Annotated in this window: 22 protein-coding genes; 11 read left to right on the top strand and 11 right to left on the bottom strand. The window is 54.2% G+C overall.

Going from position 1 to position 23,520, the window contains the following annotated elements:
* Positions 1-18: 18 nt before the first annotated feature.
* Entirely contained in the window at positions 19-1,212 is a 1,194-nt protein-coding gene (locus GC090_RS14980) for an AI-2E family transporter (RefSeq protein WP_205954990.1), read from the bottom strand.
* 376 nt (positions 1,213-1,588) lie between these two features.
* Here GC090_RS14980 and GC090_RS14975 point away from each other — a divergent pair, with 376 nt between their 5' ends.
* Positions 1,589-2,851: an acid phosphatase gene (locus GC090_RS14975; RefSeq protein ID WP_324020256.1), complete on the top strand. Its 1,263-nt coding sequence runs from the start codon at positions 1,589-1,591 to the stop codon at positions 2,849-2,851.
* A gap of 33 nt (positions 2,852-2,884) precedes the next feature.
* On the opposite strand, the gene GC090_RS14970 is transcribed toward GC090_RS14975, so the two are convergent.
* Positions 2,885-4,078: a zinc-dependent alcohol dehydrogenase gene (locus tag GC090_RS14970; RefSeq protein WP_054634334.1), complete on the bottom strand. Its 1,194-nt coding sequence runs from the start codon at positions 4,076-4,078 to the stop codon at positions 2,885-2,887.
* Positions 4,079-4,472: 394 nt separating this feature from the next.
* On the opposite strand from GC090_RS14970, the gene GC090_RS14965 reads away from it, so the two are divergent.
* The 4 genes from GC090_RS14965 to GC090_RS14950 all read left to right on the top strand — a co-directional run bounded on the left by GC090_RS14965 (position 4,473) and on the right by GC090_RS14950 (position 8,766).
* Complete coding sequence (locus tag GC090_RS14965; RefSeq protein WP_054634333.1) at positions 4,473-5,756, top strand: HAAAP family serine/threonine permease; 1,284 nt, start codon at positions 4,473-4,475, stop codon at positions 5,754-5,756.
* Between the two features lie 159 nt (positions 5,757-5,915).
* Positions 5,916-7,010, top strand: a complete 1,095-nt coding sequence (locus GC090_RS14960) for an ABC transporter substrate-binding protein (protein WP_324020253.1) — start codon at positions 5,916-5,918, stop codon at positions 7,008-7,010.
* Positions 7,011-7,390: 380 nt separating this feature from the next.
* Complete coding sequence (locus tag GC090_RS14955) at positions 7,391-7,822, top strand: RcnB family protein (protein ID WP_277281639.1); 432 nt, start codon at positions 7,391-7,393, stop codon at positions 7,820-7,822.
* 107 nt (positions 7,823-7,929) lie between these two features.
* Entirely contained in the window at positions 7,930-8,766 is an 837-nt protein-coding gene (locus GC090_RS14950) for a Cof-type HAD-IIB family hydrolase (RefSeq protein ID WP_205951376.1), read from the top strand.
* 46 nt (positions 8,767-8,812) lie between these two features.
* Here GC090_RS14950 and GC090_RS14945 read toward each other — a convergent pair whose 3' ends face one another.
* Positions 8,813-9,961: an iron-containing alcohol dehydrogenase gene (locus tag GC090_RS14945; protein WP_282498591.1), complete on the bottom strand. Its 1,149-nt coding sequence runs from the start codon at positions 9,959-9,961 to the stop codon at positions 8,813-8,815.
* 290 nt (positions 9,962-10,251) lie between these two features.
* Here GC090_RS14945 and gntT point away from each other — a divergent pair, with 290 nt between their 5' ends.
* Positions 10,252-11,568 carry a gluconate transporter gene (gntT, locus tag GC090_RS14940; RefSeq protein ID WP_110267785.1) on the top strand — a complete coding sequence of 439 codons (1,317 nt, stop codon included), beginning with the start codon at positions 10,252-10,254 and terminating at the stop codon, positions 11,566-11,568.
* Positions 11,569-11,620: 52 nt separating this feature from the next.
* On the opposite strand, the gene GC090_RS14935 is transcribed toward gntT, so the two are convergent.
* Positions 11,621-11,866 (bottom strand): hypothetical protein, encoded by a 246-nt coding sequence (locus GC090_RS14935; protein WP_006118397.1) that lies wholly within the window; start codon positions 11,864-11,866, stop codon positions 11,621-11,623.
* 862 nt (positions 11,867-12,728) lie between these two features.
* On the opposite strand from GC090_RS14935, the gene pagP reads away from it, so the two are divergent.
* From pagP to tatE, 5 genes are all read left to right on the top strand, one after another.
* Positions 12,729-13,262 carry a lipid IV(A) palmitoyltransferase PagP gene (gene pagP / locus GC090_RS14930; RefSeq protein ID WP_152998337.1) on the top strand — a complete coding sequence of 178 codons (534 nt, stop codon included), beginning with the start codon at positions 12,729-12,731 and terminating at the stop codon, positions 13,260-13,262.
* 150 nt (positions 13,263-13,412) lie between these two features.
* Positions 13,413-13,622 carry a transcription antiterminator/RNA stability regulator CspE gene (cspE, locus tag GC090_RS14925; protein ID WP_006118399.1) on the top strand — a complete coding sequence of 70 codons (210 nt, stop codon included), beginning with the start codon at positions 13,413-13,415 and terminating at the stop codon, positions 13,620-13,622.
* Between the two features lie 311 nt (positions 13,623-13,933).
* On the top strand, positions 13,934-14,365 hold the full coding sequence (locus GC090_RS14920) for a GNAT family N-acetyltransferase (protein WP_033737452.1): 432 nt from the start codon (positions 13,934-13,936) through the stop codon (positions 14,363-14,365).
* Positions 14,366-14,404: 39 nt separating this feature from the next.
* The gene (locus GC090_RS14915) at positions 14,405-15,202 is read left to right on the top strand and encodes a deaminated glutathione amidase (RefSeq protein ID WP_033737454.1); all 798 of its coding nucleotides are present in this window, start codon (positions 14,405-14,407) and stop codon (positions 15,200-15,202) included.
* Positions 15,203-15,348: 146 nt separating this feature from the next.
* Entirely contained in the window at positions 15,349-15,552 is a 204-nt protein-coding gene (gene tatE, locus GC090_RS14910) for a twin-arginine translocase subunit TatE (RefSeq protein WP_006118401.1), read from the top strand.
* Between the two features lie 111 nt (positions 15,553-15,663).
* Here tatE and lipA read toward each other — a convergent pair whose 3' ends face one another.
* The 7 genes from lipA to mrdA form a co-directional block, all read right to left on the bottom strand.
* The gene (gene lipA / locus GC090_RS14905) at positions 15,664-16,629 is read right to left on the bottom strand and encodes a lipoyl synthase (protein WP_006118402.1); all 966 of its coding nucleotides are present in this window, start codon (positions 16,627-16,629) and stop codon (positions 15,664-15,666) included.
* A gap of 169 nt (positions 16,630-16,798) precedes the next feature.
* A complete protein-coding gene (gene lipB / locus GC090_RS14900; RefSeq protein WP_039342901.1) occupies positions 16,799-17,455 on the bottom strand; it encodes a lipoyl(octanoyl) transferase LipB in 657 nt (218 codons plus the stop codon).
* A 173-nt stretch (positions 17,456-17,628) separates the two neighbouring features.
* Positions 17,629-17,892, bottom strand: a complete 264-nt coding sequence (ybeD, locus tag GC090_RS14895; protein ID WP_006118404.1) for a DUF493 family protein YbeD — start codon at positions 17,890-17,892, stop codon at positions 17,629-17,631.
* Between the two features lie 103 nt (positions 17,893-17,995).
* Complete coding sequence (gene dacA, locus GC090_RS14890) at positions 17,996-19,207, bottom strand: D-alanyl-D-alanine carboxypeptidase DacA (protein ID WP_006118405.1); 1,212 nt, start codon at positions 19,205-19,207, stop codon at positions 17,996-17,998.
* A 132-nt stretch (positions 19,208-19,339) separates the two neighbouring features.
* Positions 19,340-20,476, bottom strand: coding sequence for an endolytic peptidoglycan transglycosylase RlpA (gene rlpA, locus GC090_RS14885; protein WP_324020237.1), 1,137 nt, complete (start codon positions 20,474-20,476; stop codon positions 19,340-19,342).
* A gap of 10 nt (positions 20,477-20,486) precedes the next feature.
* Positions 20,487-21,599, bottom strand: a complete 1,113-nt coding sequence (gene mrdB, locus GC090_RS14880; protein ID WP_006118407.1) for a peptidoglycan glycosyltransferase MrdB — start codon at positions 21,597-21,599, stop codon at positions 20,487-20,489.
* An 8-nt stretch (positions 21,600-21,607) separates the two neighbouring features.
* Complete coding sequence (mrdA, locus tag GC090_RS14875) at positions 21,608-23,512, bottom strand: peptidoglycan DD-transpeptidase MrdA (RefSeq protein ID WP_033737455.1); 1,905 nt, start codon at positions 23,510-23,512, stop codon at positions 21,608-21,610.
* Positions 23,513-23,520: the final 8 nt, after the last annotated feature.

The raw sequence follows: 23,520 nt of genomic DNA, 5'->3' as shown, positions 1-23,520 counted from the left end.
GGTGGGTTTTTTTATTCCCTATTTCTGTTCGGAGTCGGCCGGAACGGTCTTAGCCTGTAAGGCTTCGGCCTTTGCCGCCTCTGCTTCTGCGGCATCCTGCTGCGCCGTATCAGACTGTTTTTTCCCCTCTTCGATAAACTCTTCATCGATTTCCTCGATGTTTTCGCGGTTATCGCGTCCGGACAGTAAATTCCAGCAGGCAATGAACAGGGCAGCAATCACCGGGCCGATGACGAAACCGTTGATGCCGTAGATTTCCATTCCGCCCAGGGTGGCGATCAGGATCAGGTAATCAGGCATTTTGGTGTCTTTGCCGACCAGCAGTGGGCGCAGGATGTTATCCACCAGCCCGACGATGACCACAAAGAAGCCCACAAGAAACAGCCCTTTCCACAACGCCCCGGTTGCGAAGAAGAAAATCGCAGCGGGCACCCAGATAATAGCGGAGCCGACGGCAGGAATAAGCGACAGGAAACCCATCAAGGCCCCCCAGAGCAGGCTGCCATCAATATCGGTAATCCAGAAGGCGAGCCCACCTAAAATCCCCTGTACCACACCGACCACGACCGTGCCTTTTACCGTCGCGCGCGACACGGCGGCAAACTTCTTAAACAGATGGTGTTTTACATAGGTAGACAGCGGCAGCGCTTCCAGAATCAGATGGACCAGGTACGACCCATCTTTCAACAGGAAGAACAGCAGATAGAGCATGATGCCGAAGCCGACGGTGAAGCTGAATGTCCCCTTACCGATGATAAAGGCGCTACCGGCCAGGTACTGGCCGCCTTTGAGGGCAAAGGCCGACAGCTTTTGCTGAATCTGCGTAGCATTGTCCAGGTTGTTTTCTGCAAGGTAATGTTTGGCCCAGCCTGGCAGATGTTGCAGCAGATCGGCGAAAACGACCGGGAACTGGGCCGAGTTGGTTTGCAGCTTGTGGTAAACCGTATTCACTTCGACCACCAGCGATGACGCAATAATCGCTAAAGGCGTAAAGACGATCAGACAGATGCATAACAGCGTCAGCAGGGCGGCAAGCCCGTTACGATCGCCCAGCTTGCCTCGCAAATACGTTTTCAGCGGATGGAAGATCACGGCCAGCACGGCAGCCCAGAGAATCGGCGAGAAGTAGGGCGCTAATACCTCGAAAAAAGCCACCGTCGCGATGGCCAGTATCAGCAGGAAAAACCCGATAGTAAGTCCTTTAAAGCGCATAGGATAACCTCATGTAAACATCCCTTGATAAGCACGTATGCCGATGCGGGCATTGGCCACCCGAAAGTGTATGAATGTGGCATCGGGAATCAACGATCAATTCTGTTTTTATTTTCTCCTCACGCTGCGTTCGCCAGCGCATTCTTCAGTCGCAGACAACCGACGAGAGACAGGCCATGTCGCGACCCCGGCCGCGGACGCGAACGATGCCTACCTTAGCGTAGCGGGTTCGGGCGGTTTTGCTGGCGCAGCGCGACAGATTTCTGAGATAAGCCTGCCACTGACGGCTGACGCGCGGCCCAGGCTTGCGAAATAAAACTGTCATACAGCAATGCTAGCGTGACAACCGGCAAGGTCAGAGAAAAAAGGAATAATAATGAAAATGCACATTACCCTGATTGCGGCGGCGCTGTTCGTGACGCAACAGGCGCAGGCAATCCCGTTGTCTGAAGCCAGTGCGCTGGCGAACAAAACGTCTCAGGGCTCATCCAGTCCGGTATTCAATGCGCTTGAACTGCAGGCGCTGGCGGCAGAGCGCACGGCCATCCAGAACGGTGCACCTACGCTCAGCCGTGACCAGCTAAAACAGGCGAAACAAAGTGACAAATTTGCCGACTATCGCTGGCTGAAAGCCAGTGGCTACAATTTCCAGACCCAACCCCTGCAACAGGCGGGCATTGCGCTGTTATCGGGATTCAGTACGCTGCCGGATAACGTGATGAACGCTAACCGGGCCACAGTGACATCAATTAATCTTAATGCCACGCAGGGCGAACGCCGTCAGGCGCTGGCGGACGCCGAAGGGATTAGCTATCTGTATTTCCTTGCCGATGCCCTGGGACCGCGCTTAGGTAAAGCTTTTCTTGCGGCCTATGAAAAAGGCGAGCTGAGTAAAGCTGCCGCGCTGATAAAAGCCAGCGAAGTCAGCACCAGCGCGGCAAAAAAACACTTCGACTATCCACGTCCTTTCCTGCACAAAGGCAATACGATTCATCTGGTGCCGGATGACACGGTGATCAAAGATAACCAGCCTTATACGGCCGATGGGGGTTCTTTTCCCAGCGGACATACCAATACCGGCTACACCGATGCGTTATTGCTGGCTGAGATGATCCCGGAACGTTTTGATGCGTTGCTGCAACGGGGCGCGCGTTACGGGTATTCGCGGCTGGTTCTGGGCGTACATTATCCGCTGGACGTGATGGGATCGCGCATGGTGGCCCAATATAACGTTGCACATTATCTGAATGATGCTGCTTACCGGACGTTATTCGCAGAGGCTCGCCAGCAACTGCGCAGTGCGCTGGAAAAAGAGTGTGGTACCACATTAGCGGTGTGCGCAAAACCTGCGGGACAGGATGATCCCTATGGCACTGGCAGCATGAAGCCGTTTTACCGTTTCACCATGAGCTATAACCTGCCGAAGGTGGCAGGCAATAAGGCCAGGTTAACGGTTCCCGACGGCGCAGAGGTGTTGCTGGAAACCGCCTTGCCTCAACTGTCGGCGAAGCAGCGCCGTGCGCTGATGGTGAAAAGCGCGTTACCCGCCGGTTACCCACTGGGTGGGCCGGGCGCGGATCAGGCATTCTGGCAGCGGCTGGATTTAGATGCGGCCTACGCCCAGGCGAAGCACCGTTAACCTGTAACGGGCGGGAAACCCCGCCCGTGTTTGCTACAGCGTCGCCTGGGTTGGCGTCATGCCCGGCACCAGAATTACTTTTCGGCACGCTTCTTCCCGTTTTTCAAAGATGGCATAGCCCCGTGCCGCATCCTCCAGTGGCATATGGTGCGTCACAATCTCTTCCGGGGTTAAATGCCCTTTTTCGATGAGGCTGAGCAGGTCGGGCAGATAAGCATGAACATGCGTCTGGCCCATTTTGAAGGTCAGGCCCTTGTCAAACGCATCGCCGAACAGGAAGCCGTGAATAAAGCCAGCGTACACACCGGGCACGCTGACAATCCCGCCCCGACGAACGGCCGCAATACACTGACGTAACGCTTTCCCGCTGCTGCCTTCCAGTTTCAGGTTAGTTAATACCGTTTCTGTCAGGCTGCCCTTGGCTTCAAAACCAACGGCGTCAATGACCGCATCCACGCCGCGATGGCCCGCACTGTGCTCAATGATCCAGGCGGCGGGATCGTCAGTTTTATCGAAATTAATCGGGATCACACCATAACGTTCCCGGGCAAAGTCCAGCCGGTAGTCATTATGATCGATCATATAGATCTGTTCTGCGCCCTCCAGGCGGGCGCAGGCGGCGCTGAGTAAGCCGACGGGGCCAGCACCAAAGATCGCGACGCTTGAACCCGGCTTGATTTCAGCGTTTTTGACCGCCTGCCAGGCGGTCGGCAGGATATCAGACAGAAACAGCACTTTCTCGTCCGGGAGCGTTGCAGGCACTTTAAACGGACCGGTATTCGCTTTGGGAACACGGACATATTCCGCCTGACCGCCGGGGATACCGCCGTACAGTTTGCTGTAGCCAAACAGGGCCGCGGGTGGCGTAATTTTTTTGCGGTTTAAGATCGCGCCTCTTCCGCTGTTGGTGTTTTCGCACGCGGCGTACTGATGCAGATGACAAAAAAAGCAGTCGCCGCAGGCAATCACAAACGGAATCACCACCCGATCACCTTTTGCCACGGCGGTCACTGCGCGACCTGCTTCCACCACTTCGCCCATGAACTCGTGGCCAAAAATGTCGCCATGATCCGTACCCGGGATTTTTCCCCGGTACAGGTGCAGATCTGAGCCACAAATAGCCGTGGCGGTAACGCGAAGAATAATATCATCGGCCGCTTCCAGACCGGGATCGGCAACATTATCAACGCTGACTTTATGCGGACCATGCCAGGTTAAGGCTTTCATGTAGTTGACTCCTGTAAACCGGTGAAGGACAGCAACGGCGCGGTCGGCGATACCCGCCCGACAACAGTCGTCGCCAAAATTTGTAAGGGTGCTTGAAGTGTAGTGAGGGAAAAACGGGTAAGCAGAGCGGTGGGGTGAAACCAGGAAACAACCACGGCCTGTAAAGCCTTTCCTGTAGGGGATGATGCGCATAACCCGCCCGGAATCTGCACGATATGACGCATTACTTGAACTCAGGTCGTCAGATAGTGTAAAAAAACGCACGCGCAATCGATTACGCAGCGGCAGCCTGAGGCATTCCTGTCGCCCGCGTTTACCTGTTCCCTCTGAGAACGGCCACACTTTTATCCGCAACTGGCCGCCTTTGCGGCTGATGCATACTCTGGAAAAGCTAATGAAAACCTCGCACACCCGCCCCCTGGAATCTGCCCGCATTACAGAAGAAACGGGCTGGCGTAAAACGGATACCGTCTGGATGCTGGGGCTGTACGGCACCGCCATCGGCGCAGGCGTCCTGTTTCTGCCCATCAATGCGGGGATGGGCGGTCTGTTGCCGCTGATAATTATGGCGCTGCTGGCTTTTCCGCTGACATTTTTTGCCCATCGCGCCTTAACGCGTTTCGTGCTGTCAGGCAGTCATCCGGCGGGCGACATCACGGATGTGGTGGAGGAGCATTTTGGGGCTGGCGCAGGCAGGTTGATCACGCTGCTCTATTTCTTTGCTATCTACCCCATTTTGCTGATGTACAGCGTGGCGATGACGAATACGGTCGAAAGCCTGATGGTCAATCAACTTGGGTTGACTGCGCCCCCGCGCGCCTTACTGGCGCTGCTGTTAATTGTCGGCATGATGACGGTGGTGCGCTTCGGCCAGACCATGATTGTCAAGGCGATGAGCGTGCTGGTATATCCCTTCGTCGCGGTGCTGATGTTGATGGCCGTCTGCCTGATTCCTCACTGGCACGGCGCCGCACTACAAACGTTGCACAGCGGCGGCGGCAACCTGTGGAGCACGTTGTGGCTGGCCCTGCCGGTGATGGTCTTTTCTTTTAATCACTCGCCGATTATCTCATCATTTGCGGTTGCCAAACGTCAGGAATACGGCGCCCAGGCTGAGCAAAAATGCTCACGGATTCTGGCCTGTGCGCACCTGTTAATGGTGCTGACCGTCATGTTCTTTGTGTTCAGCTGTGTGCTGAGCCTGTCCCCTGATGACCTGCGGTCAGCGAAAGCTCAGAACATTACGATATTGTCCTATCTGGCGAACCATTTTAATGCGCCGCTGATCGCCTGGACGGGGCCGGTAATCGCCATGGTCGCAATCGCTAAATCCTTTCTCGGGCACTACTTAGGGGCACGCGAAGGGTTTAACGGCATCGTTAACAAAGCGCTGCGTAGCCGGGGCAAGACGATTGCGCCTCAGCGGCTGAATCGCCTGACGGCAGGCTTTATGCTGCTGACGACCTGGCTGGTGGCGACGCTCGATCCCAATATTCTGAGCATGATTGAAACCCTGGGCGGCCCGGTGATTGCGGTCATTCTGTTTTTAATGCCGATGTACGCTATTCATCGTGTTCCTGCCATGCGCCAATACAGCGGCAAGCTCAGTAATGTCTTTGTGGTGGCCAGTGGGCTGATTGCCATTTCCGCTATTTTCTATTCGCTTTTGCAGGCGTGACTGACGGGCGGCTGGCAACGCCGCCCTGTGTTTCTGCCGGACAGCGATCCTCCGTTCACGGCTTCAGACGTATTCGTTAAAAAAAGTTTTAAATTTTTTACGAATTTGCATGTTAAAGTTAACGAGAATAATTCTTATTCCTTAACAGGGTTACTAAACATGAAATTCGGTATTTTTGCAGCAACATTGTTGGCCTCAACCGTCTGTTCGGCAACGACGTATCCTGTCACCGTCACCGACATGGATGGCCAGCCTATCACGCTGCAGAAAGAGCCCCGGCACATCATTTTGCAGGACGGGCGCGACATTATGGCGCTGGCGTTGCTGGATCGTGATAATCCGTTCAAACGCGTCGTGGCCTGGAACAATCTGCCCAAAAAGCAGGACACGCAAACGTGGGCGCTACTGGAGAAAACCTGGCCGCAGGCTGCCAGTATTGTGGATATGGGATTCAACGATCAGGGACAGGTAAACCTTGAAAGCGTGCTGGCGCAGAAGCCGGATCTGATGATTGCGCAACTGCGTGCCAAACCGGCGCTGATGCAATCTGGCGTACTGACCACGCTGAAAAGCCTGAATATCCCGGTCGTGTTTGTCGATGACGAACTGCATCCTAAGCAAAACACGGTGCCAGGGATAACGTTGCTGGGCAGCGTGCTGAACCGTGAAGCGGAGGCGAAAGCCTATACAGATTTTTATCAACAGCGCTGGCATGCGCTGCAAACGAAAATCGATCAGGTCAAAAACAAGCCTACCGTCTTTATTGAACCTATCGCCGGTAACAGCGACAGCTGCTGTTTTACCCACGCTCACAGCGGCTGGGGCGGGCTGGTTGAGGCGGTCGGCGGCAAAAATATTGGCTCGTCACTGCTGCCCGGTAATGCCGGTTTTGTGTCGCTGGAGAAGATCATCGCCATGAAGCCGGACGTTTACATTATGACCGGCTCGAAACGGTCCAACAGCAACGTGTTGCCGCTGGGCTACGGGGCGAATAAACAGGATGTCGCTACCACTTTTACCACATTACTAAAACGCACAGGGCTGGCGCAGATTGAGCCGGTGAAACAGGGAAAGACCTACGGGATTTATCACCACTTTTATAACCATCCCTACAACATTATTGGTATGGAAATTCTGGCAAAAGATCTTTATCCAAAGCAGTTTAGTGACCTGGATCCTACCGCGGATTACCACAACATTATCCGCCAGTTTACTAAATTACCGGATGCGCCCGTCATGCTGAGTTATCCCTGATACCTTTCCCTGAGGCGCGAACCTGTTGACCGCCGCGTGCAGGCTGAATTATGTGTTGAGTCAGCCTGCATAACGCGCTGCGGTTGAGGCTGATCCGCTTATCGGAAAGGATTCCGTTACGTTGCCGATGACCGCGCGCCTCTGGCTGACGCGCTTTCGTGCCGTTTAACATCATGGTCGGGCTGACCCTGCTCGCCTGATTACGCGTGAGTCTCTGCTGTCACCCTGTTGTTCTTCCACCTGCGGCGTCGTTCAGCGCGTCCTGAGACACGGCGCTTTCATCTGCTGACTTTTAAGAGTTTTGGCGATACTTATTGTGACGCCTCATGCCGATAGTAGTCATAACGGCGCGTCGTCGCCGTTACACTGGAGGCAGTACCATGAAAAAAATAAAATCAGTTTTAGTGAGTGTCCTTTTAGCATACAGCACCCTGTACAGCCTGCCGGGACTGGCGGATGGCCCCGGTGGTCCTGGTGGCCCATGGCATCATCCGGGACGCGGTCCTGATGGTTTCGGCCCGCCGGGCCTGCGACACGAAGGACCGCCGGGACCGGGTGGACCGCCACCGCCTGATGCGCGTCGTGACTACGACCACGATCGGTTTGCGTGGGAAGGGCATGAATTCCGGCGCGGCCGACCCGTTCCACGGGAATATTGCGGCGACAGATACCGGATCGATGACTGGCGTGAGCGCGGGTTGAGAGAGCCACCGGAAGGGCAGCACTGGGCGGATATCGATGGTAACTATGTGCTGATTGCAGCGGCCACCGGCATTATCACCTCACTCATCCTCAACAACGCGTTTCATTGATCACCATAAAGGGATGGCAGATGCCATCCCTTTTTTATGCCACATACGCTGCATTATCAGGCTATTCTGACAGTGAATCCTGAACGTTTCCCTGCTAAGGAGTTCTGATGACCACGGTAAAAATGGTTGCCGTTGATATGGACGGCACCTTTCTGGATGACAAAAAGCAGTACAACCGCGCCCGTTTTCTTGCCTGTTACCACCAGCTAAGCCAGCGAAACATCAGGTTTGTGGTCGCCAGTGGCAATCAATACCACCAACTGCGGTCGTTTTTTCCTGAGATCGCCAGCGAGATCGCCTTCGTCGCTGAAAATGGCGCACTGATTATCGACAGGGATGAAGAGCTGTTCTGTGGCGCGTTCTCACGCAGCGACATTGATGCCGTGCTCGATACGTTGAAAAACGGACACTATCCCGACCTGCGTTATCTGCTTTGTGGACGAAACAGCGCCTATTATTTTGAGGGAATGGATGAAACGTGGCTGGTGAAGATGCGTCACTACTGTCACCGGCTTAAGCCAATACGTACGCTTGATGAGGTGGCTGACGATCGGATACTGAAATTTGCGCTGAATCTGTCAGACGATTACGTCGAGCCTTTAATGGCGGATATTGGTCGCCTGCACGCAGGATCGGCAGCAGCCACATCCAGCGGTCACGGCTCGGTAGATTTAATCGTGCCCGGTCAGCATAAAGCCAATGGCCTGAACCTGCTGGCACAGCGCTGGGACATTTCCCACGATCAGGTGCTGGCCTTTGGTGATGGCGGTAACGATCTGGAAATGCTCCAGCAGTCCGGGTACAGCTTCGCCATGCGCAATGCGCCGCAACGGGTAAAGCAAACGGCGCGTTTTTTGGCTCCCGGAAACAATGAGGAAGGTGTCCTGCAGGTGATTGAACAGATGCTGGCAGGGGAAGCGCCGTTCAATACAGCAGCGGCGTAGCAGAGGTAGTGGCCTGATGCGGGCGGGCAAAACGCCCGCCCGTGGGCTACGTGGTGACGGTCCAGGCACGAACAAGCATGTCGTGCATCTCATCTTTACTGTAGCTGATCAGACTGTTTTTACTGTTCGCGCGGGCCAGAATCCAGGCCACGTCCGCTTCGCTCAGCGTCGGGCCATCCAGCCAGAATGCGGTAATCGCGGTACGTTGCAGCCAGGCTTTCAGGTCACGTGCCGGAGAGTCCGTGTGCGTGCCAAACAGCTGCTGATGCATGTCGGCCATCAACTGACGTTGTTCAGGATGCTGGCTCACGGCCAGGTGGTCCAGAAACGTGAATAACAGCCTGCCGCAGACTTCGCCATGATGGAAAGGCTTTATCGCCCCCAACTCGCCCGCAATACCGTGAATCACGCCCAGACCGGCAGTGCTCAGGCTGACACCGCCCAGCCAGGAAGCCATCATCATCGCCTCACGCGCCCGATCGCCTGTTTCATCCAACTGGTTCAAGGCCGGCCAGGCCTGGATAAACTGACGCAGCCCACTCAAGGCTATCTGACGGGTAAAGTGGTTGCCCTTGCCAGACAGGTAGGCTTCAAACAGATGTGTGAAGGCATCGATCCCGCAGGTCGCCAGCACAGTATCGGGGGCGCCTTTGAGTAAGTCGGGATCCAGGATGGCGACCTGCGGCACAAATACCGGATGACGCAGCGACGCTTTGATCTGGATATCCTGCTGGTCGGTCACCACCGCGTTTTGGGTAACTTCGCTGCCGGTGCCCGCCGTGGTCGGAACGGCGATGAGGGGAAGGGTAACCGGGTTGACCGCCGTATCGCCGACTTTTTCCAGATAACGTGCCGTGGAGAGTGGATGCTGAATCATGGCGCTAAAGGCTTTAGCCGCATCCAGTACGCTTCCGCCGCCTATCGCGACGACCCGATCAACATGCCCTCGCCAGCGGGTGACCCAGCCATCAATATCCGCCGGGGAAGCCTCATGGCTGACAATTTCATAACCCACAATATGATCGTTCAGGGTGGTTTTGATACGTGCATAAGCTTCCCCCTGCAAAAATGACCGGCCGCAAAAGAGCAGAGTGGCCTGGGGTTGGGCAGCCAGCAGAGGAATCAGCTTGCTGAGGCTTCCCCGGCCAAAAAGGGTATGTTGATTGCTGTACAGCTCACTCAGATTGTCACTCACCCGCGCATCCTTTTGTCTCTTCGCTAAGCTTTGAGTGTAACGAAAACCCAACGTCAGGCCTCAAGAAACTTTCTGATAGCGGTCGGTTAAAAAGTTGATCATCTTCGCAAAACGTAAATTCATCCACGGCGGGGTGGTGCGCGAGTCGGGATGTTACCCTTAACATGTTATCGGTAACAGGGTGTGTCAAAACATAAATGTCACGACATTTCCCTGATTTTAAGCGTCCTCCGGGACCACGATAACCAAGCGGCACTGACATCATTCAGGGCATCAGGTGGAGAAAAATTATGCCATTACTCTATGTGGCGATTGGCGTGGCATTACTGTTACTGCTGATGATTCGCTTTAAACTTAATGGTTTTATCGCGTTGATTCTGGTTGCGCTGGCGGTGGGCGTGATGCAGGGCATGCCGGTCAACAAAGTGATTATTTCAATTAAAAATGGCGTGGGCGGCACGCTGGGCGGTCTGGCGCTGATTATGGGTTTTGGCGCGATGCTCGGTAAACTGCTGGCCGACTGCGGCGGTGCGCAGCGTATTGCCACCACGTTGATTGCGAAGTTTGGCACGCGGCATATTCAGTGGGCGCTCGTGCTGACCGGCTTCATCGTGGGGTTTGCGCTGTTTTATGAAGTCGGTTTTGTCTTAATGCTGCCGCTGGTGTTTAGCGTCGCCGCATCAGCACGTGTCCCGCTGCTGTTTGTGGGCGTGCCGATGGCCGCGGCACTGTCCGTAACCCACGGTTTTCTGCCTCCCCATCCGGGCCCGACCGCCATTGCGACGCTGTTCAACGCAGATATGGGGAAAACGCTGCTGTTTGGCACCTTACTGGGCATTCCAACGGTGATCCTTGCGGGGCCGGTTTATGCCCGTTTCCTGAAAGGCATTGATAAACCGATTCCGGAAGGCCTGTACAACCCCAAAACATTCACGGAAGCGGAAATGCCGGGCTTTGGGGTCAGCGTCTGGACATCGCTTGTGCCTGTAATACTGATGGCGCTGCGCGCGGTGGCCGAAATGGTTCTGCCTAAAGGGCATGCCTTGCTCCCTTATGCTGAGTTCTTTGGCGATCCCATCATGGCGACACTGATTGCTGTGCTGATTGCTATCTTCACCTTCGGTCTGAATCGTGGTCGCAGTATGGAACAGGTCATGGATACCCTGAGCGACTCCATCAAGATTATCGCCATGATGCTGCTCATCATTGGCGGCGGCGGTGCCTTTAAACAGGTCCTGGTGGACAGCGGCGTGGATAAATACATCGCCGGTATGATGCATGCAACCAGTCTGTCGCCTCTCTTCATGGCATGGTCAATCGCTGCTGTGTTACGTATTGCACTCGGATCCGCTACCGTTGCGGCCATTACGGCAGGCGGCATTGTGGCACCACTGATTGCGACCAGCGGTGCCAGCCCTGAACTGATGGTCATTGCGGTGGGCTCGGGCAGTGTGATTTTTTCACACGTTAACGATCCGGGGTTCTGGTTATTTAAAGAGTATTTTAACCTGACGATAGGCGAGACGCTTCGCTCCTGGTCTGCGCTGGAAACCATTATTTCGGTGTGTGGGCTGGTGGGCTGTTTGTTGCTCTCTTACGTGGTATAGAAATCAGAGTGTAGAAAACAAAAGGGCCGCACAGAACGGGCGGCCCAAAAGGTTAATCTGCATCTTCAAAACCCGCTTTCACCATTTCTTCTCGCAGTGCGCGGGCAATCTCACGGTTACCGCCTGTAACCGGATAAATCACATTGTTGACCACATCATCAAGGTAATGCTCCGCAAACTCTTGTCGGGTCAGTTGCGTGCCGCCTTCATCATTGATGGCGAAAAAACCTTTGATTTTGTCGCCGCTGTACTTTGCCTTAAGGCTGTAGCGGCCCATACTGGTATTAATACTGCTCATAAGGTCTCTCCCTGCTCTGCATTTGGACTGTCAACATTCTCGGGCTTTCCTGTCGGCATAAATTTTAGCCAGGAATAATCTGCAAAACGAAACGGCAGGGCGCACTAAAGCCACGCGATGCGATACTTCTCACAGAAAGAAACCGCTAAAACCGATTATTGCCTTCCGGTATGCGATCACGGCTGGCAAAAAGCAAACGGCAAAATCTCGCCTATACTGTCAGGGGATTGTTTTATTAGGTAAGGGATATGAAATGAAAATAATTTTGTGGATCATCGCCATCATTTTTATCGTCGGACTGCTGACGCTGACAGGCGTGTTTAAGCTCATCTTCTGATCGTGTTTTTTCGGGCATCCAGACGGGTGCCCGATGCCTAAAATTTTCCTGTGTGTTGTTTCTCTCCCCTTCGTATTTCAGCCTGCATCTCTGCGTCATCCCGACCGGCTGTGCCGTCCCCAGGTACGTTTGGCCGCAATCGCTGTTCTTCTCATCAAGGCCCTCGTACGCCCGCACAAGCAGGATCAGCGCCCGGTTTCATAGAGGAGTAGGACAGGGACACACCATATTTTAGCGGGCTTCTCAGTAAGCCCGGTTGCCTGTAAGTTGCTGTTTCGCTGGCTGAAGGGCAGGTAAGCGACTATTTGCCCTTGCCGTTTGGGATGTGTTCAGATTTTTTACGTTAAAATTTCCCCACTTTTCCGTAACATGAATGATAATTACATGCTGAAAATACCCGGAGAGGGACACGTATCCGGGATTGAGGCGTTTTTCCGTTACTGAGTTTCAGTGTGGAATACTGAATTTAATCGAAACGATACAGGTAGCATTGACGTGAATAAATCTCTTTTTTCAGGCCCTTTTTTGGCCCTGTTTGTCTCTTTTTCCCTCCAGGCCGCCACATTTACCCAGCAAATCAAATCCGGCTGGAACACCTTTAGCGATAATGTTCAGCAAACCTGGGAACAACCGCAGAGCATCGATCTTTATGTGCCTGCCATCACCTGGCACAACCGTTGGACCTATGACAGAGAGCATATTGATCGCTACAACGAACGTCCCTGGGGAGCGGGCGTTGGCGTTTCCCGTTACGACGAAAAAGGGAACTGGCATGGTCTTTATGCGATGGCGTTCAAAGACTCCTTTAATCATTGGGAACCCTTTACAGGCTATGGCTGGGAAGCGACCTGGCGCCCGCTCACTAATCAGGCATTTCATTATGGACTGGGCTATACGGTTGGGGTAACGGCAAGGGATAACTGGGGATATTATCCCATCCCGGCTATATTACCTCTGGCATCAGTAGGTTACGGCCCGGTGAACTTTCAAATGACTTATATTCCAGGGACTTATAACAACGGGAACGTGTATTTTGCCTGGGTGCGCTGGCAGTTTTAACTGTCCGCGCCAGTGAATAAGTCACCAAAGGGTAAATAAAATGGATATTTATCACTTTTTCATCAAATCAGGCTGGACAAAACCTTCAGCAATTGCTGTACTAGATGACGACACAGTTTAGTGTCCATTTTTCATGTAAAGGTAATATAGATGTCTAAGATTAAAGGTAACGTTAAGTGGTTTAATGAATCTAAAGGATTCGGTTTCATTACTCCTGAAGATGGCAGCAAAGATGTATTCGTACACTTCTCTGCGATCCAGAGCAATGGCTTCAAAACTCTGGCTGAAGGTCAGCGTGTAGAGTTTGAAATCACTGACGGCGCAAAAGGCCCATCTGCTGCTAACGTTATCAGTCTGTAAGTTAACAGTCAGAATTCTAAAAACCCGCCTTCTGGCGGGTTTTTTTATGCCTGCGTTAATCTGATTTTTGCGGCGGCGAGAACCCTGCTTGCGGTGCTGCTCACTTTAACCTCACGAACGGCTGCTTTCCTGCTACCTTTCTTAATCCGGCCAGCCGCTTATCCGCCGTCAGGACGGTATTTCAGCGCATAAATTGCGCTACCAGTCACAGATAGCTCCTGTAACATAATTATAACAACCTCCCGAGGCAGCATTTTCGGGCTGATCGGGTTATAACTACCTTTCTACATCGCAGAGGAAGAGGTGACAGGATGAATATTCGCCCCGCCCAGGCCAGGGACAGTTTCGTGTTGAGCGCGCTGTTAAGTGAATTAGGTTATGGCGGCACAGAGTCGTTTATTGAACAGCGCCTTGCCCAGTTGATAACCGATCCCAGTGAAACGCTGCTGGTGGCCGAACACGGTAATCAGGTGCTGGGTTTTCTCTCTATGCACTTCATCCCACAACTGGCCCTGGCCGGTGATTTTGCCCGTATCAGCTATTTTTGTATTGCCGATGGTGAGCGCAGCAAAGGGGTGGGCCAGACGCTGCTTAAGCAGGCTGAAGCGCTGGCGGCGCAACATGGCTGTGATCGCATGGAAGTACATTGTCATGCGTCACGCCTTAAAGCCAACCAGTTTTATGGCCGCGAAGGGTATGTTGAATCACCACGCTACCATGTGAAAGCCTTACAGCCATTATAAGCGCCACAGCAGGGCTGCTGTCGGCAGGGAGGATGACGAATGAAAGTCGCGCTGGGTCAGTTTGTCGTTAAACGGGAATGGCAGGAGAATGCGCAAGCCTGTATAAACATGATGGCACAAGCCCGGGAAGCCAGCGCCGATCTGCTGGTGCTACCGGAGGCCGTGCTGGCCACAGATATGACCAACCCTGACTGGATACGGGAAGCGGCCCAACCGCTGAACGGCCCGTTTCTGACCCAGTTACTGACCGCCAGCCAGGGGCAGGCGCTGACGACCGTGTTCGGGATGCATGTGCCGGGCGACAGCCATAAAGTCTTTAACGTTCTGGTGGCCATTCGCGACGGCAAGATTCTGGCGGAATACCGCAAGCTGCATCTGTACGACGCCTTTTCAATGCAGGAATCGGCGCGGGTTGAGGCCGGTCAGGACGTGCCGCCGTTGGTGCCCGTGGCGGGCATGAACGTTGGGCTGATGACCTGCTATGACGTGCGGTTTCCGGAAATGGCACGACGTCTGGTGCTGGATGGTGCTGACGTGCTGGTCGTGCCATCAGCGTGGGTCAGAGGACCGCTAAAAGAGATGCACTGGGATTTACTCACCCGAACGCGAGCGCTGGAAAATACCTGTTATGTATTGGCGGTGGGCGAGTGCGGCGCACGTAATATTGGCAACAGTATGGTGATCGATCCGCTGGGCGTACCCATAAGTCGCGCCGCGGAGTCGCCTGCTTTGATCGTTGCCGATCTGGACCCACAGCGCATTGCGGCGGCGCGGGCTCTGCTGCCGGTGCTGGAGAACCGTCGCTTTGCCCGGCCAGAGCTGGATCCGGCGCGTTGATCCCCGAGGCGCGGGGGGAACGGGCAAAGCGTAGCGCATAAAATGCGTCGGACGTTTTCTTACTCTGTTACAGATTCCGCTTGAGGTTGCCCCTAAACTGCGCCTAAATAGTCATTACCGTTATTCGTCAGATTATAAGGTTAAATATGGAAGGTATCAGTATTGCCAAGCTGCTGATTATCGGTGCGCTTATCGTACTGCTTTTTGGCACCAACAAGTTACGCTCTCTGGGTGGCGATCTGGGCTCCGCAATCAAAGGCTTTAAAAAGGCTATGAAAGACGAAGATTCCAGTGCAGCACGTACCTCAGCGGAAGAAACCCCTGCAGAACGCGTTTCTCATAAAGAGTAAGACCGCGTCAGAATGACAGAAGTGTTACTTTTTATTTCTGACTGCAGAAAAAAACCAGATTGCGGACAATCTGGTTTTTGTTTTTTCTGCACCTGACACAACGGCGAATGCTTATTTCACTTCCAGCCCTTTTGCCTGCATATCCGCGTGATAAGAAGAACGCACAAAGGGTCCACAGGCTGCGTGGGTAAAGCCCATCGCCAGCGCTTCTTCTTTCATTTCATCGAACTCCGCCGGGCTGACATAACGCTGAACAGGTAAATGGTGACGGCTGGGCTGCAAGTACTGTCCCAGAGTAAGCATTGTCACACCGTGACGACGCAGATCGCGCATGACCTCAATGATTTCAGCATTGGTTTCACCCAGACCAACCATTAAACCGGATTTCGTCGGTACATCAGGATGCGCCTCTTTAAAACGCTCCAGCAGCTTCAGCGACCATTCATAGTTGGCACCCGGACGCACCTGACGGTATACACGCGGCACGTTCTCAAGGTTGTGGTTGAACACATCCGGTGGGGTGGCGGTCAGAATCTCGAGCGCACGATCCATGCGACCACGGAAGTCGGGTACCAGCGTTTCGATCTTGATATTAGGGCTTTTTTCGCGGATGGCGGTAATACAGTCCGCAAAGTGCTGAGCACCGCCGTCGCGCAGATCGTCGCGGTCCACGGAGGTGATTACCACATAGCGCAATGCCATGTCGGCAATGGTCTGTGCCAGCTTACCGGGTTCATTCGCGTCGGGCGCGTTGGGGCGACCGTGTGCCACATCGCAGAACGGGCAACGTCGGGTACAAATTGCACCCAGAATCATAAAGGTGGCGGTACCGTGGTTAAAGCATTCGGCAAGGTTAGGGCAGGAGGCTTCTTCACAAACAGAGTGCAGACCGTTTTTACGCATCGCCGCTTTAATGCCCTGAATACGACTGGAGTCCGCAGGCAGTTTGATTTTCATCCACTCCGGCTTGCGTAAGATTTCTTGCCGGTCAACGGCCACGGTTTTCACCGGGATCAGCGCCATTTTGTCTGCGTCACGGTATTTGACGCCGCGTTCCATCTGAATTGGTTTACTCATAAATCAGCAGGTTCCGGTCGGATTGCGATTTGAAAGCTGTCTCACTCAACCCGAGAAGGCGGCTTTCAACTTTATTTGAAAAAAGTGCAAAAATTATATCATCTCAGCGGCCAGGAAGCAGCCACAGACGTGCGTGATAAGTTACATATTTGTAAATACGCACGCACCGTCAAGGTAAGGCCGGTTCCGTCTCATGCCATTCCACCTGCTGATAACCTAACTGGCGGGCGAAGGTCTCGGCAAGCCGTGGGCGGACATCCGCCAGCGTGACCTCCGGGCAAAAATGTTTTAACTGCGTCATGTGCATGCCCGCGTAACCGCAGGGGTTGATACGCAAAAACGGGCTGAGATCCATATCGACATTGAGAGCCAGCCCATGAAACGAGCATCCTTTGCGAATGCGCAGGCCCAGCGAGCAGATTTTTTCTTCTCCGACATAAACGCCGGGTGCATCGGCGCGCGCCCGAGCCGCCACACCAAAGCTGTCCAGTACGGCGATCACCGTTTCTTCTAACGCGGTGACAAGCTGACGCACGCCGGTTTTGCGACGTTTAACATCGATCAGCACATACATGATCTGCTGGCCCGGACCGTGATAGGTCACCTGGCCGCCGCGATCGCTCTGTACCACCGGAATCGAGCCGGGCATCAACAGGTGCTCGGCTTTGCCTGCCTGGCCCTGGGTAAAGACCGGCGGGTGTTCAACCAGCCAGACTTCATCACGGCTTTCGGCGTCGCGCTGGTCGGTGTAGCGATGCATCGCGTCTGAGGTTAACTGCCAGTCACATAAACCAGGCTGGCGAATAAGGAGCGTTTCAGCTGACAAAACGAATATCCGTTAAGAGGGCAGAGGCTGAGTATAACGCCGGCCGCGCGGAAGTGAAATGATGAGCGTAAAAGGAAGGCTGAGACGTTTTCCGCCGCACCGGCGCGGTCAGCAAACAAAAACGGGCCAGCCGGTAACACCGACATGGCCCGTTGGCAGTATGACTGACAGTGTTACAACACCATGCGCACGATTTCAATTTTGCCCAGTTCTTCATACAGGGTTTCAACCTGTTCGATATGTGTCGCATTAATGGTGACGTTGACCGAGTGATAGTTACCCTTGCTGCTCGGTTTCACTTCAGGGCTGTAATCGCCGGGAGCATGGCGCTGCACCACTTCAAGCACCAAATCAACCAGCTCCGGTTGTGCCAGCCCCATCACTTTATAGGTAAACGGGGTCGGGAATTCGAGCAGTTCATTCAGTTTGGTTTTCATAATCACTCCGGTACTTAAAAAACAGGCTCCCGCCGAAGCGGGAGCATCATATTAACCTGTAATGGGGGCGAGGTGGCGGTTTTTCAACCGCCGCCATGCACCTTTAACCAAACCAGTGATGGAACATCAGTTTGATGTAGTCAACGATACGGCTAAAGAAGCCGCCTTCAGAGACTTCGTTCAGCACCACCAGAGGGCGTTGATCGATGGTTTTGCCATCTAACTGGAAGTTGATGCTGCCCACAACCTGATTTTTCTTCAACGGTGCATGCAGTTCAGTATTGCTCAGCACATAGCTGGCTTTCAGGTCTTTCATACGGCCACGAGGAATGGTCAGATACGCATCTTTTTCCACGCCCAGCTGTACGCGATCGCTGTTACCAAACCACACGGGCTCAGAGGCAAACTCTTTGCCGGCTTTCAACGGTGCAACCGTTTCAAAGAAGCGGAAGCCCCAGGTCAGCAGCTTTTTGCTTTCGGTTTCACGGCCCTTAAAGGTATGTCCACCCATTACGGCGGAAATCAGGCGCATCTGACCTTCTGTCGCAGAGGCAACCAGGTTATAGCCCGCCGCTGCGGTGTGGCCGGTTTTGATCCCGTCGACCGACAGACTGGTATCCCACAGCAGACCATTACGGTTCATCTGGCGAATGTTGTTGAAGGTAAACTCTTTTTCTTTGTAAACCGCATACTCTTCCGGCACATCACGGATAAGCGCCTGACCAATCAACGCCATATCACGGGCGGAGCTGTATTGGCCTTCGGCGTCCAGGCCATGGACGGTCTGGAAGTGCGTGTTCTGCAGACCCAGCGCTTTCACGTAGTTGTTCATCAGCCCTACGAAAGCATCCTGGCTGCCGGCAACATAGTCCGCCATCGCGACGCAGGCATCATTGCCGGACTGCAGGACGATACCGCGCGTTAACTGAGAAACCGGTACGCGATCGCCGGGTTTCAGGAACATCAGTGATGATCCTTTAAAGACCGGATTGCCCGTTGCCCAGGCATCCTGACCAACAGTCACCATGTCGTCCTGATGAATTTTCCCGGCTTTCACTGCCTGACCGATCACGTAGCTGGTCATCATCTTCGTCAGACTGGCAGGATCGCGGCGTGCATCGGCGTTCTTTTCAGCCAGCACTTTGCCTGAGTTGTAGTCGATTAGAACGTAGGCTTCCGCATCAATATCCGGAACGCCCGGAATCATGGTCTTAAGATTGACATCATCAGCAATGGCGGCATGGCTGAGAGAGAAAGCGATCAGTGATCCCACTGTCAGGCGTTTTAACAAACGAGAAGGTTTCAGCGTGTTCATGTGTGGGACGACAACATCCATGGGTTTAGGGTTAAAAAAAGTCATTCATCATAACAAATGCCTGATTAACAGGCATCCGGCTTGATAACTGGGTTGTTAACAGACGTTACCAGTCATGAGTAAAGCTGTTGTTTAACGACCTGCGGTGGTCACAAAAGCCGCGCTCTGACCCTCACGGCTCAGGCGCTGCTGTAGCGCCACAGCTTCGGCACGGGTTTTGTAACCGCCGAGCTGTACGCGATAGACGTTGTTCCCGGCGTTTTCCACTGCGCCGGGTACGCCGAAGCGCTGGCGCAGACTGCTGAGCAGCTGGCGCGCACGTGCTGCATCATTGATAGCGCTGACCTGGACGACATAGCCGGACAGCGAAGCGCTGCTGCTCTGGCTGGATGAAGCGGCGTGAGGCGCGGCGGCGCTGGCAACCACCGGTGCGGCAGCGGCAGTGGCGGGGGCCGCCTCTGGCTCACTGCCTTCCAGAACACCGCTCGGTAAGGGCTGAGGGGCCCCCAGGAAACCACTGCTCTGAACGGGCGCGCCCATGGCATTGTCCGTTTTCAGCGTCGCATTACTGATGGGCGACACGTCCTGTGCGGCAGGTGTCGTTTCCATTGCCGGTGCCGTTTGCGTCTGACCGCCGCCGTTCATGACGGAGGGCGAACTCATGACGGGGCCGTTCAGATCGGGACGCGCTGGCAGGGCGTAACTCTGTTTTGCCACAACAGTGCCGATAGTACCCGGACCCGAGAGCGTGCCATCTGGCGCGACGCTGATGTAATCCACGCGGACGCGGGTGTTATTGGAGATGTTCAGACGATCGCCGGCCGCACGCGACAGATCGATAATGCGTCCTGGCGTGTAAGGGCCACGATCGTTAACGCGCACGACAATCTGACGTCCGTTGGCCAGATTCGTGACGCGCACATAACTTGGCAGCGGCAGTGTCGGATGCGCGGCGGTCAGGGCATCCGGATCAAAAGGCTCGCCGATGGCGGTACGGCTGCCCTGGGCTTCGTCGCCATACCAGGCTGCTAATCCGACTTCACTGTAGTTAGCCGGATTTTTGATGATGTGATAAGTCTTGCCATTGACGCTGTAGTCCTGACTGGTCGACGGATTGACCGGCTCATAACGCGGCTCAACGCCAGGAATTTCCACCACCGGGCCATTGTAGGCGGGCTGGGGTGGAGCACTCTGCTGTTGCGGTTCCTGGGTAGAACATGCAGCCAACACCATTGAAGCCAATACAACGCCAAGCCAGTCCTTACGCATCTGCGACCTCTTAAACACTTTTAGATAACATTTTTCGGTGTGTGTGGATCGACATTACGATGCCAAATCCCGCCATAAGCACAATAAGCGCCGAGCCGCCATAGCTGACCAGCGGCAGCGGAACGCCAACCACCGGTAAGATACCACTAACCATGCCAATGTTAACGAAAACATAGACGAATAAAATCAACATTAATCCGCCCGCCATGACGCGCCCAAAGGTGGTCTGTGCCCGGGCGGCGACGATCAGGCCGCGCATGATTAACAGCAGGTAGAGCACCAGCAGTAACAACACGCCGACCAGACCCAGCTCTTCGGCCAGCACGGCAAAAATAAAGTCCGTATGACGTTCCGGCAAGAATTCCAGCTGTGACTGAGTACCGTGCAGCCAGCCTTTACCGCGCAAGCCGCCGGAGCCAATGGCGATTTTTGACTGAATGATGTGATAGCCCGCGCCCAATGGGTCGCTTTCCGGATCAAGCAGCATCATCACGCGGTCTCGCTGATAATCATGCATCAGGAAGAACCACAGGATAGGAATAAAGGCTGCGACCAGCAGGACGGCAATGCCAATCAGTTTCCAGCTCATGCCCGACAGAAACAGCACAAACAGCCCGGACGCGGCGATGAGAATCGAGGTGCCGAGGTCAGGCTGTGCGGCCACCAGCAGTGTGGGAAGAAAAATCAGCACCAGCGCAATTGCGGTATTCTTCAGGGTAGGTGGACAGACATCGCGGTTAATAAAACGCGCCACCATTAACGGCACCGCAATTTTGGCGATCTCGGAAGGCTGAAAGCGGACAAACCCCAAATCCAGCCAGCGCTGTGCGCCTTTACTGATTTGCCCAAAAGCATCCACCGCGATCAGCAGAATGACGCAGATAATATACAGATAAGGTGCCCAGCCTTCATACACTCGCGGCGGGACCTGCGCCAGCACCAGCATCACCACTAATCCCATGGCGATCTGGCCCAGTTTACGTTCCATCATGCCGGGATCCTGGCCGCTGGCACTCCAGATAACAATGGCGCTGTAGGTCAGTAGCGCAAGGATGATCAGCATAAACAGCGGATCAATGTGCATGCGCATCCAGATCGTCCGCTTCTGCGGGCTGTCATTCATCGACATGATTATTCACCTTCATAGCCAGGTGGTGTAGGCGCAGCATCCGGCAGGACAGTATTGTTATCGCCTAACATAATGTGATCCAGAATCTGGCGCATGACCGTACCCACTGCCGGACCGGCCCCGCCGTTTTCCAGAATCATGGTGACGGCAACGCGTGGTTTATCGTAAGGCGCGAAAGCGGTCATCAGCTTATGGTCACGTAAGCGTTCAGCGATTTTATGCGCATTATACGTTTCGTTCTCTTTCAGACCGAAGACCTGTGCGGTACCAGACTTCGCGGCAATTTTGTAAGGCGCATCGGCAAAGCTTTTGTGGGCCGTGCCGTTTGGCCGGTTGGCGACGCCGTACATGCCGTCTTTGGCAATTTCCCAGTAGCCAGAGTGGATATCGCCAATCGGCTGGGAAGGCGGCTGACGATAAGGCACCAGCGTACGGCCTTCACGGGTCGCGCGCAGCAAATGCGGCACTTTGATGATGCCGTCGTTGATAAGAATCATCATCGCTTTGTTCATCTGCAACGGTGTCGCTGTCCAGTAACCCTGACCGATGCCGACTGGAATGGTATCGCCTTGATACCAGGGCTTTTTAAAGCGACGCATTTTCCAGTCACGCGTCGGCATGTTGCCAGCGCTTTCCTGAGGCAGGTCAACGCCGGTGCGCATGCCATAGCCAAATTTCGTCATCCACTCCGACAGGCGATCGATGCCCATGTCATAGGCAACCTGATAAAAGAAGGTATCAGCGGACTCTTCCAGCGATTTGGTGACATTCAGGCGACCATGTCCCCATTTTTTCCAGTCACGGTAGCGTTTCTCGGAGCCGGGGAGTTGCCACCAGCCAGGATCGAACAGGCTGGTATTACGGTTAATCACCCCCGCACTCAGGGCGGAGACGGCAACATAGGGTTTAACGGTAGAAGCAGGCGGATAAGCGGCCTGAATCGCACGGTTATAGAGTGGGCGATTTTCATCGTTCAGCAAGCCGCGATAGTCTTTGCTGGAAATGCCGTCAACGAACAGGTTGGGATCGTAGCTGGGGGTCGACACCATCGCCAGAATCTCACCGGTGCGCGGATCGCTGACCACGACCGCTGCGCGACTACCGGCCAGCAGCGTCTCGATATACTGCTGCAGTTTGAGATCGATAGTCAGATAAATATCGCGACCGGCCTGGGGCGACTGCTCGTGCAACTGCCGTATGACCCGGCCACGGTTGTTAACTTCGACCTCTTCATAGCCGGTTTTGCCATGCAGCAGGTCTTCGTAATAGGCTTCGATACCGAGTTTGCCGATATCATGCGTCGCCGCATAGTTGGGCCATTTTCCCTCTTTATCCAGACGGGCTACGTCGCGGTCGTTAATTTTCGACACATAGCCCACAACATGAGTCAGTGTCTGGCCATAGGGATAGTAGCGGCGCTGGTAGCCTTTCACTTCTACGCCAGGAAAGCGATACTGATTTACCGCAAAGCGCGCCACCTGCACCTCATTCAACCCGGTTTTAACCGGAATCGACGTGAAGCGGCGTGAACGTTTACGCTCTTTTTCAAACGCCTCGATATCCTCATCGGTGAGTTCGAGGACCGGACGCAAATTTTGCAGGGTTTGTTTCAGGTCATCGACCTTTTCCGGCACCAGTTCTGCCTGGTAAATGGTCCGGTTCAGGGCCAGCGGCGTACCCGTGCGGTCATAGATGATGCCGCGGCTGGGCGCGACCGGCACCAGTTTGATTCGGTTTTCGTTGGAGCGGGTACTGTAATCGTCGAAACGTAAAATCTGCAGGTGATAGAGATTAACCACCAGCACGGAGGAGAGCAGTAAGACGCCGACAAAAGCAATAAAAGCCCTGCGGACAAAGACTTTTTGTTCGGCGCTGTAATCGCGAAAGGCGTTGCTTTGTAATTTCATCCGCTACT

Origin of the sequence: Pantoea sp. JZ29, assembly GCF_035190385.1 — a bacterium.
Lineage (GTDB): Bacteria > Pseudomonadota > Gammaproteobacteria > Enterobacterales > Enterobacteriaceae > Pantoea > Pantoea stewartii.
This window is presented reverse-complemented; position numbering and strand designations above follow the sequence as displayed.

Coding starts and splice junctions, on each gene's coding strand:
- GC090_RS14980 (WP_205954990.1), bottom strand. CDS start 1,212: ATGCGCTTTAAAGGACTTACTATCGGGTTTTTCCTGCTGATACTGGCC.
- GC090_RS14975 (WP_324020256.1), top strand. CDS start 1,589: ATGAAAATGCACATTACCCTGATTGCGGCGGCGCTGTTCGTGACGCAA.
- GC090_RS14970 (WP_054634334.1), bottom strand. CDS start 4,078: ATGAAAGCCTTAACCTGGCATGGTCCGCATAAAGTCAGCGTTGATAAT.
- GC090_RS14965 (WP_054634333.1), top strand. CDS start 4,473: ATGAAAACCTCGCACACCCGCCCCCTGGAATCTGCCCGCATTACAGAA.
- GC090_RS14960 (WP_324020253.1), top strand. CDS start 5,916: ATGAAATTCGGTATTTTTGCAGCAACATTGTTGGCCTCAACCGTCTGT.
- GC090_RS14955 (WP_277281639.1), top strand. CDS start 7,391: ATGAAAAAAATAAAATCAGTTTTAGTGAGTGTCCTTTTAGCATACAGC.
- GC090_RS14950 (WP_205951376.1), top strand. CDS start 7,930: ATGACCACGGTAAAAATGGTTGCCGTTGATATGGACGGCACCTTTCTG.
- gntT (WP_110267785.1), top strand. CDS start 10,252: ATGCCATTACTCTATGTGGCGATTGGCGTGGCATTACTGTTACTGCTG.
- GC090_RS14935 (WP_006118397.1), bottom strand. CDS start 11,866: ATGAGCAGTATTAATACCAGTATGGGCCGCTACAGCCTTAAGGCAAAG.
- cspE (WP_006118399.1), top strand. CDS start 13,413: ATGTCTAAGATTAAAGGTAACGTTAAGTGGTTTAATGAATCTAAAGGA.
- GC090_RS14920 (WP_033737452.1), top strand. CDS start 13,934: ATGAATATTCGCCCCGCCCAGGCCAGGGACAGTTTCGTGTTGAGCGCG.
- GC090_RS14915 (WP_033737454.1), top strand. CDS start 14,405: ATGAAAGTCGCGCTGGGTCAGTTTGTCGTTAAACGGGAATGGCAGGAG.
- tatE (WP_006118401.1), top strand. CDS start 15,349: ATGGAAGGTATCAGTATTGCCAAGCTGCTGATTATCGGTGCGCTTATC.
- lipA (WP_006118402.1), bottom strand. CDS start 16,629: ATGAGTAAACCAATTCAGATGGAACGCGGCGTCAAATACCGTGACGCA.
- ybeD (WP_006118404.1), bottom strand. CDS start 17,892: ATGAAAACCAAACTGAATGAACTGCTCGAATTCCCGACCCCGTTTACC.
- dacA (WP_006118405.1), bottom strand. CDS start 19,207: ATGAACACGCTGAAACCTTCTCGTTTGTTAAAACGCCTGACAGTGGGA.
- rlpA (WP_324020237.1), bottom strand. CDS start 20,476: ATGCGTAAGGACTGGCTTGGCGTTGTATTGGCTTCAATGGTGTTGGCT.
- mrdB (WP_006118407.1), bottom strand. CDS start 21,599: ATGAATGACAGCCCGCAGAAGCGGACGATCTGGATGCGCATGCACATT.
- mrdA (WP_033737455.1), bottom strand. CDS start 23,512: ATGAAATTACAAAGCAACGCCTTTCGCGATTACAGCGCCGAACAAAAA.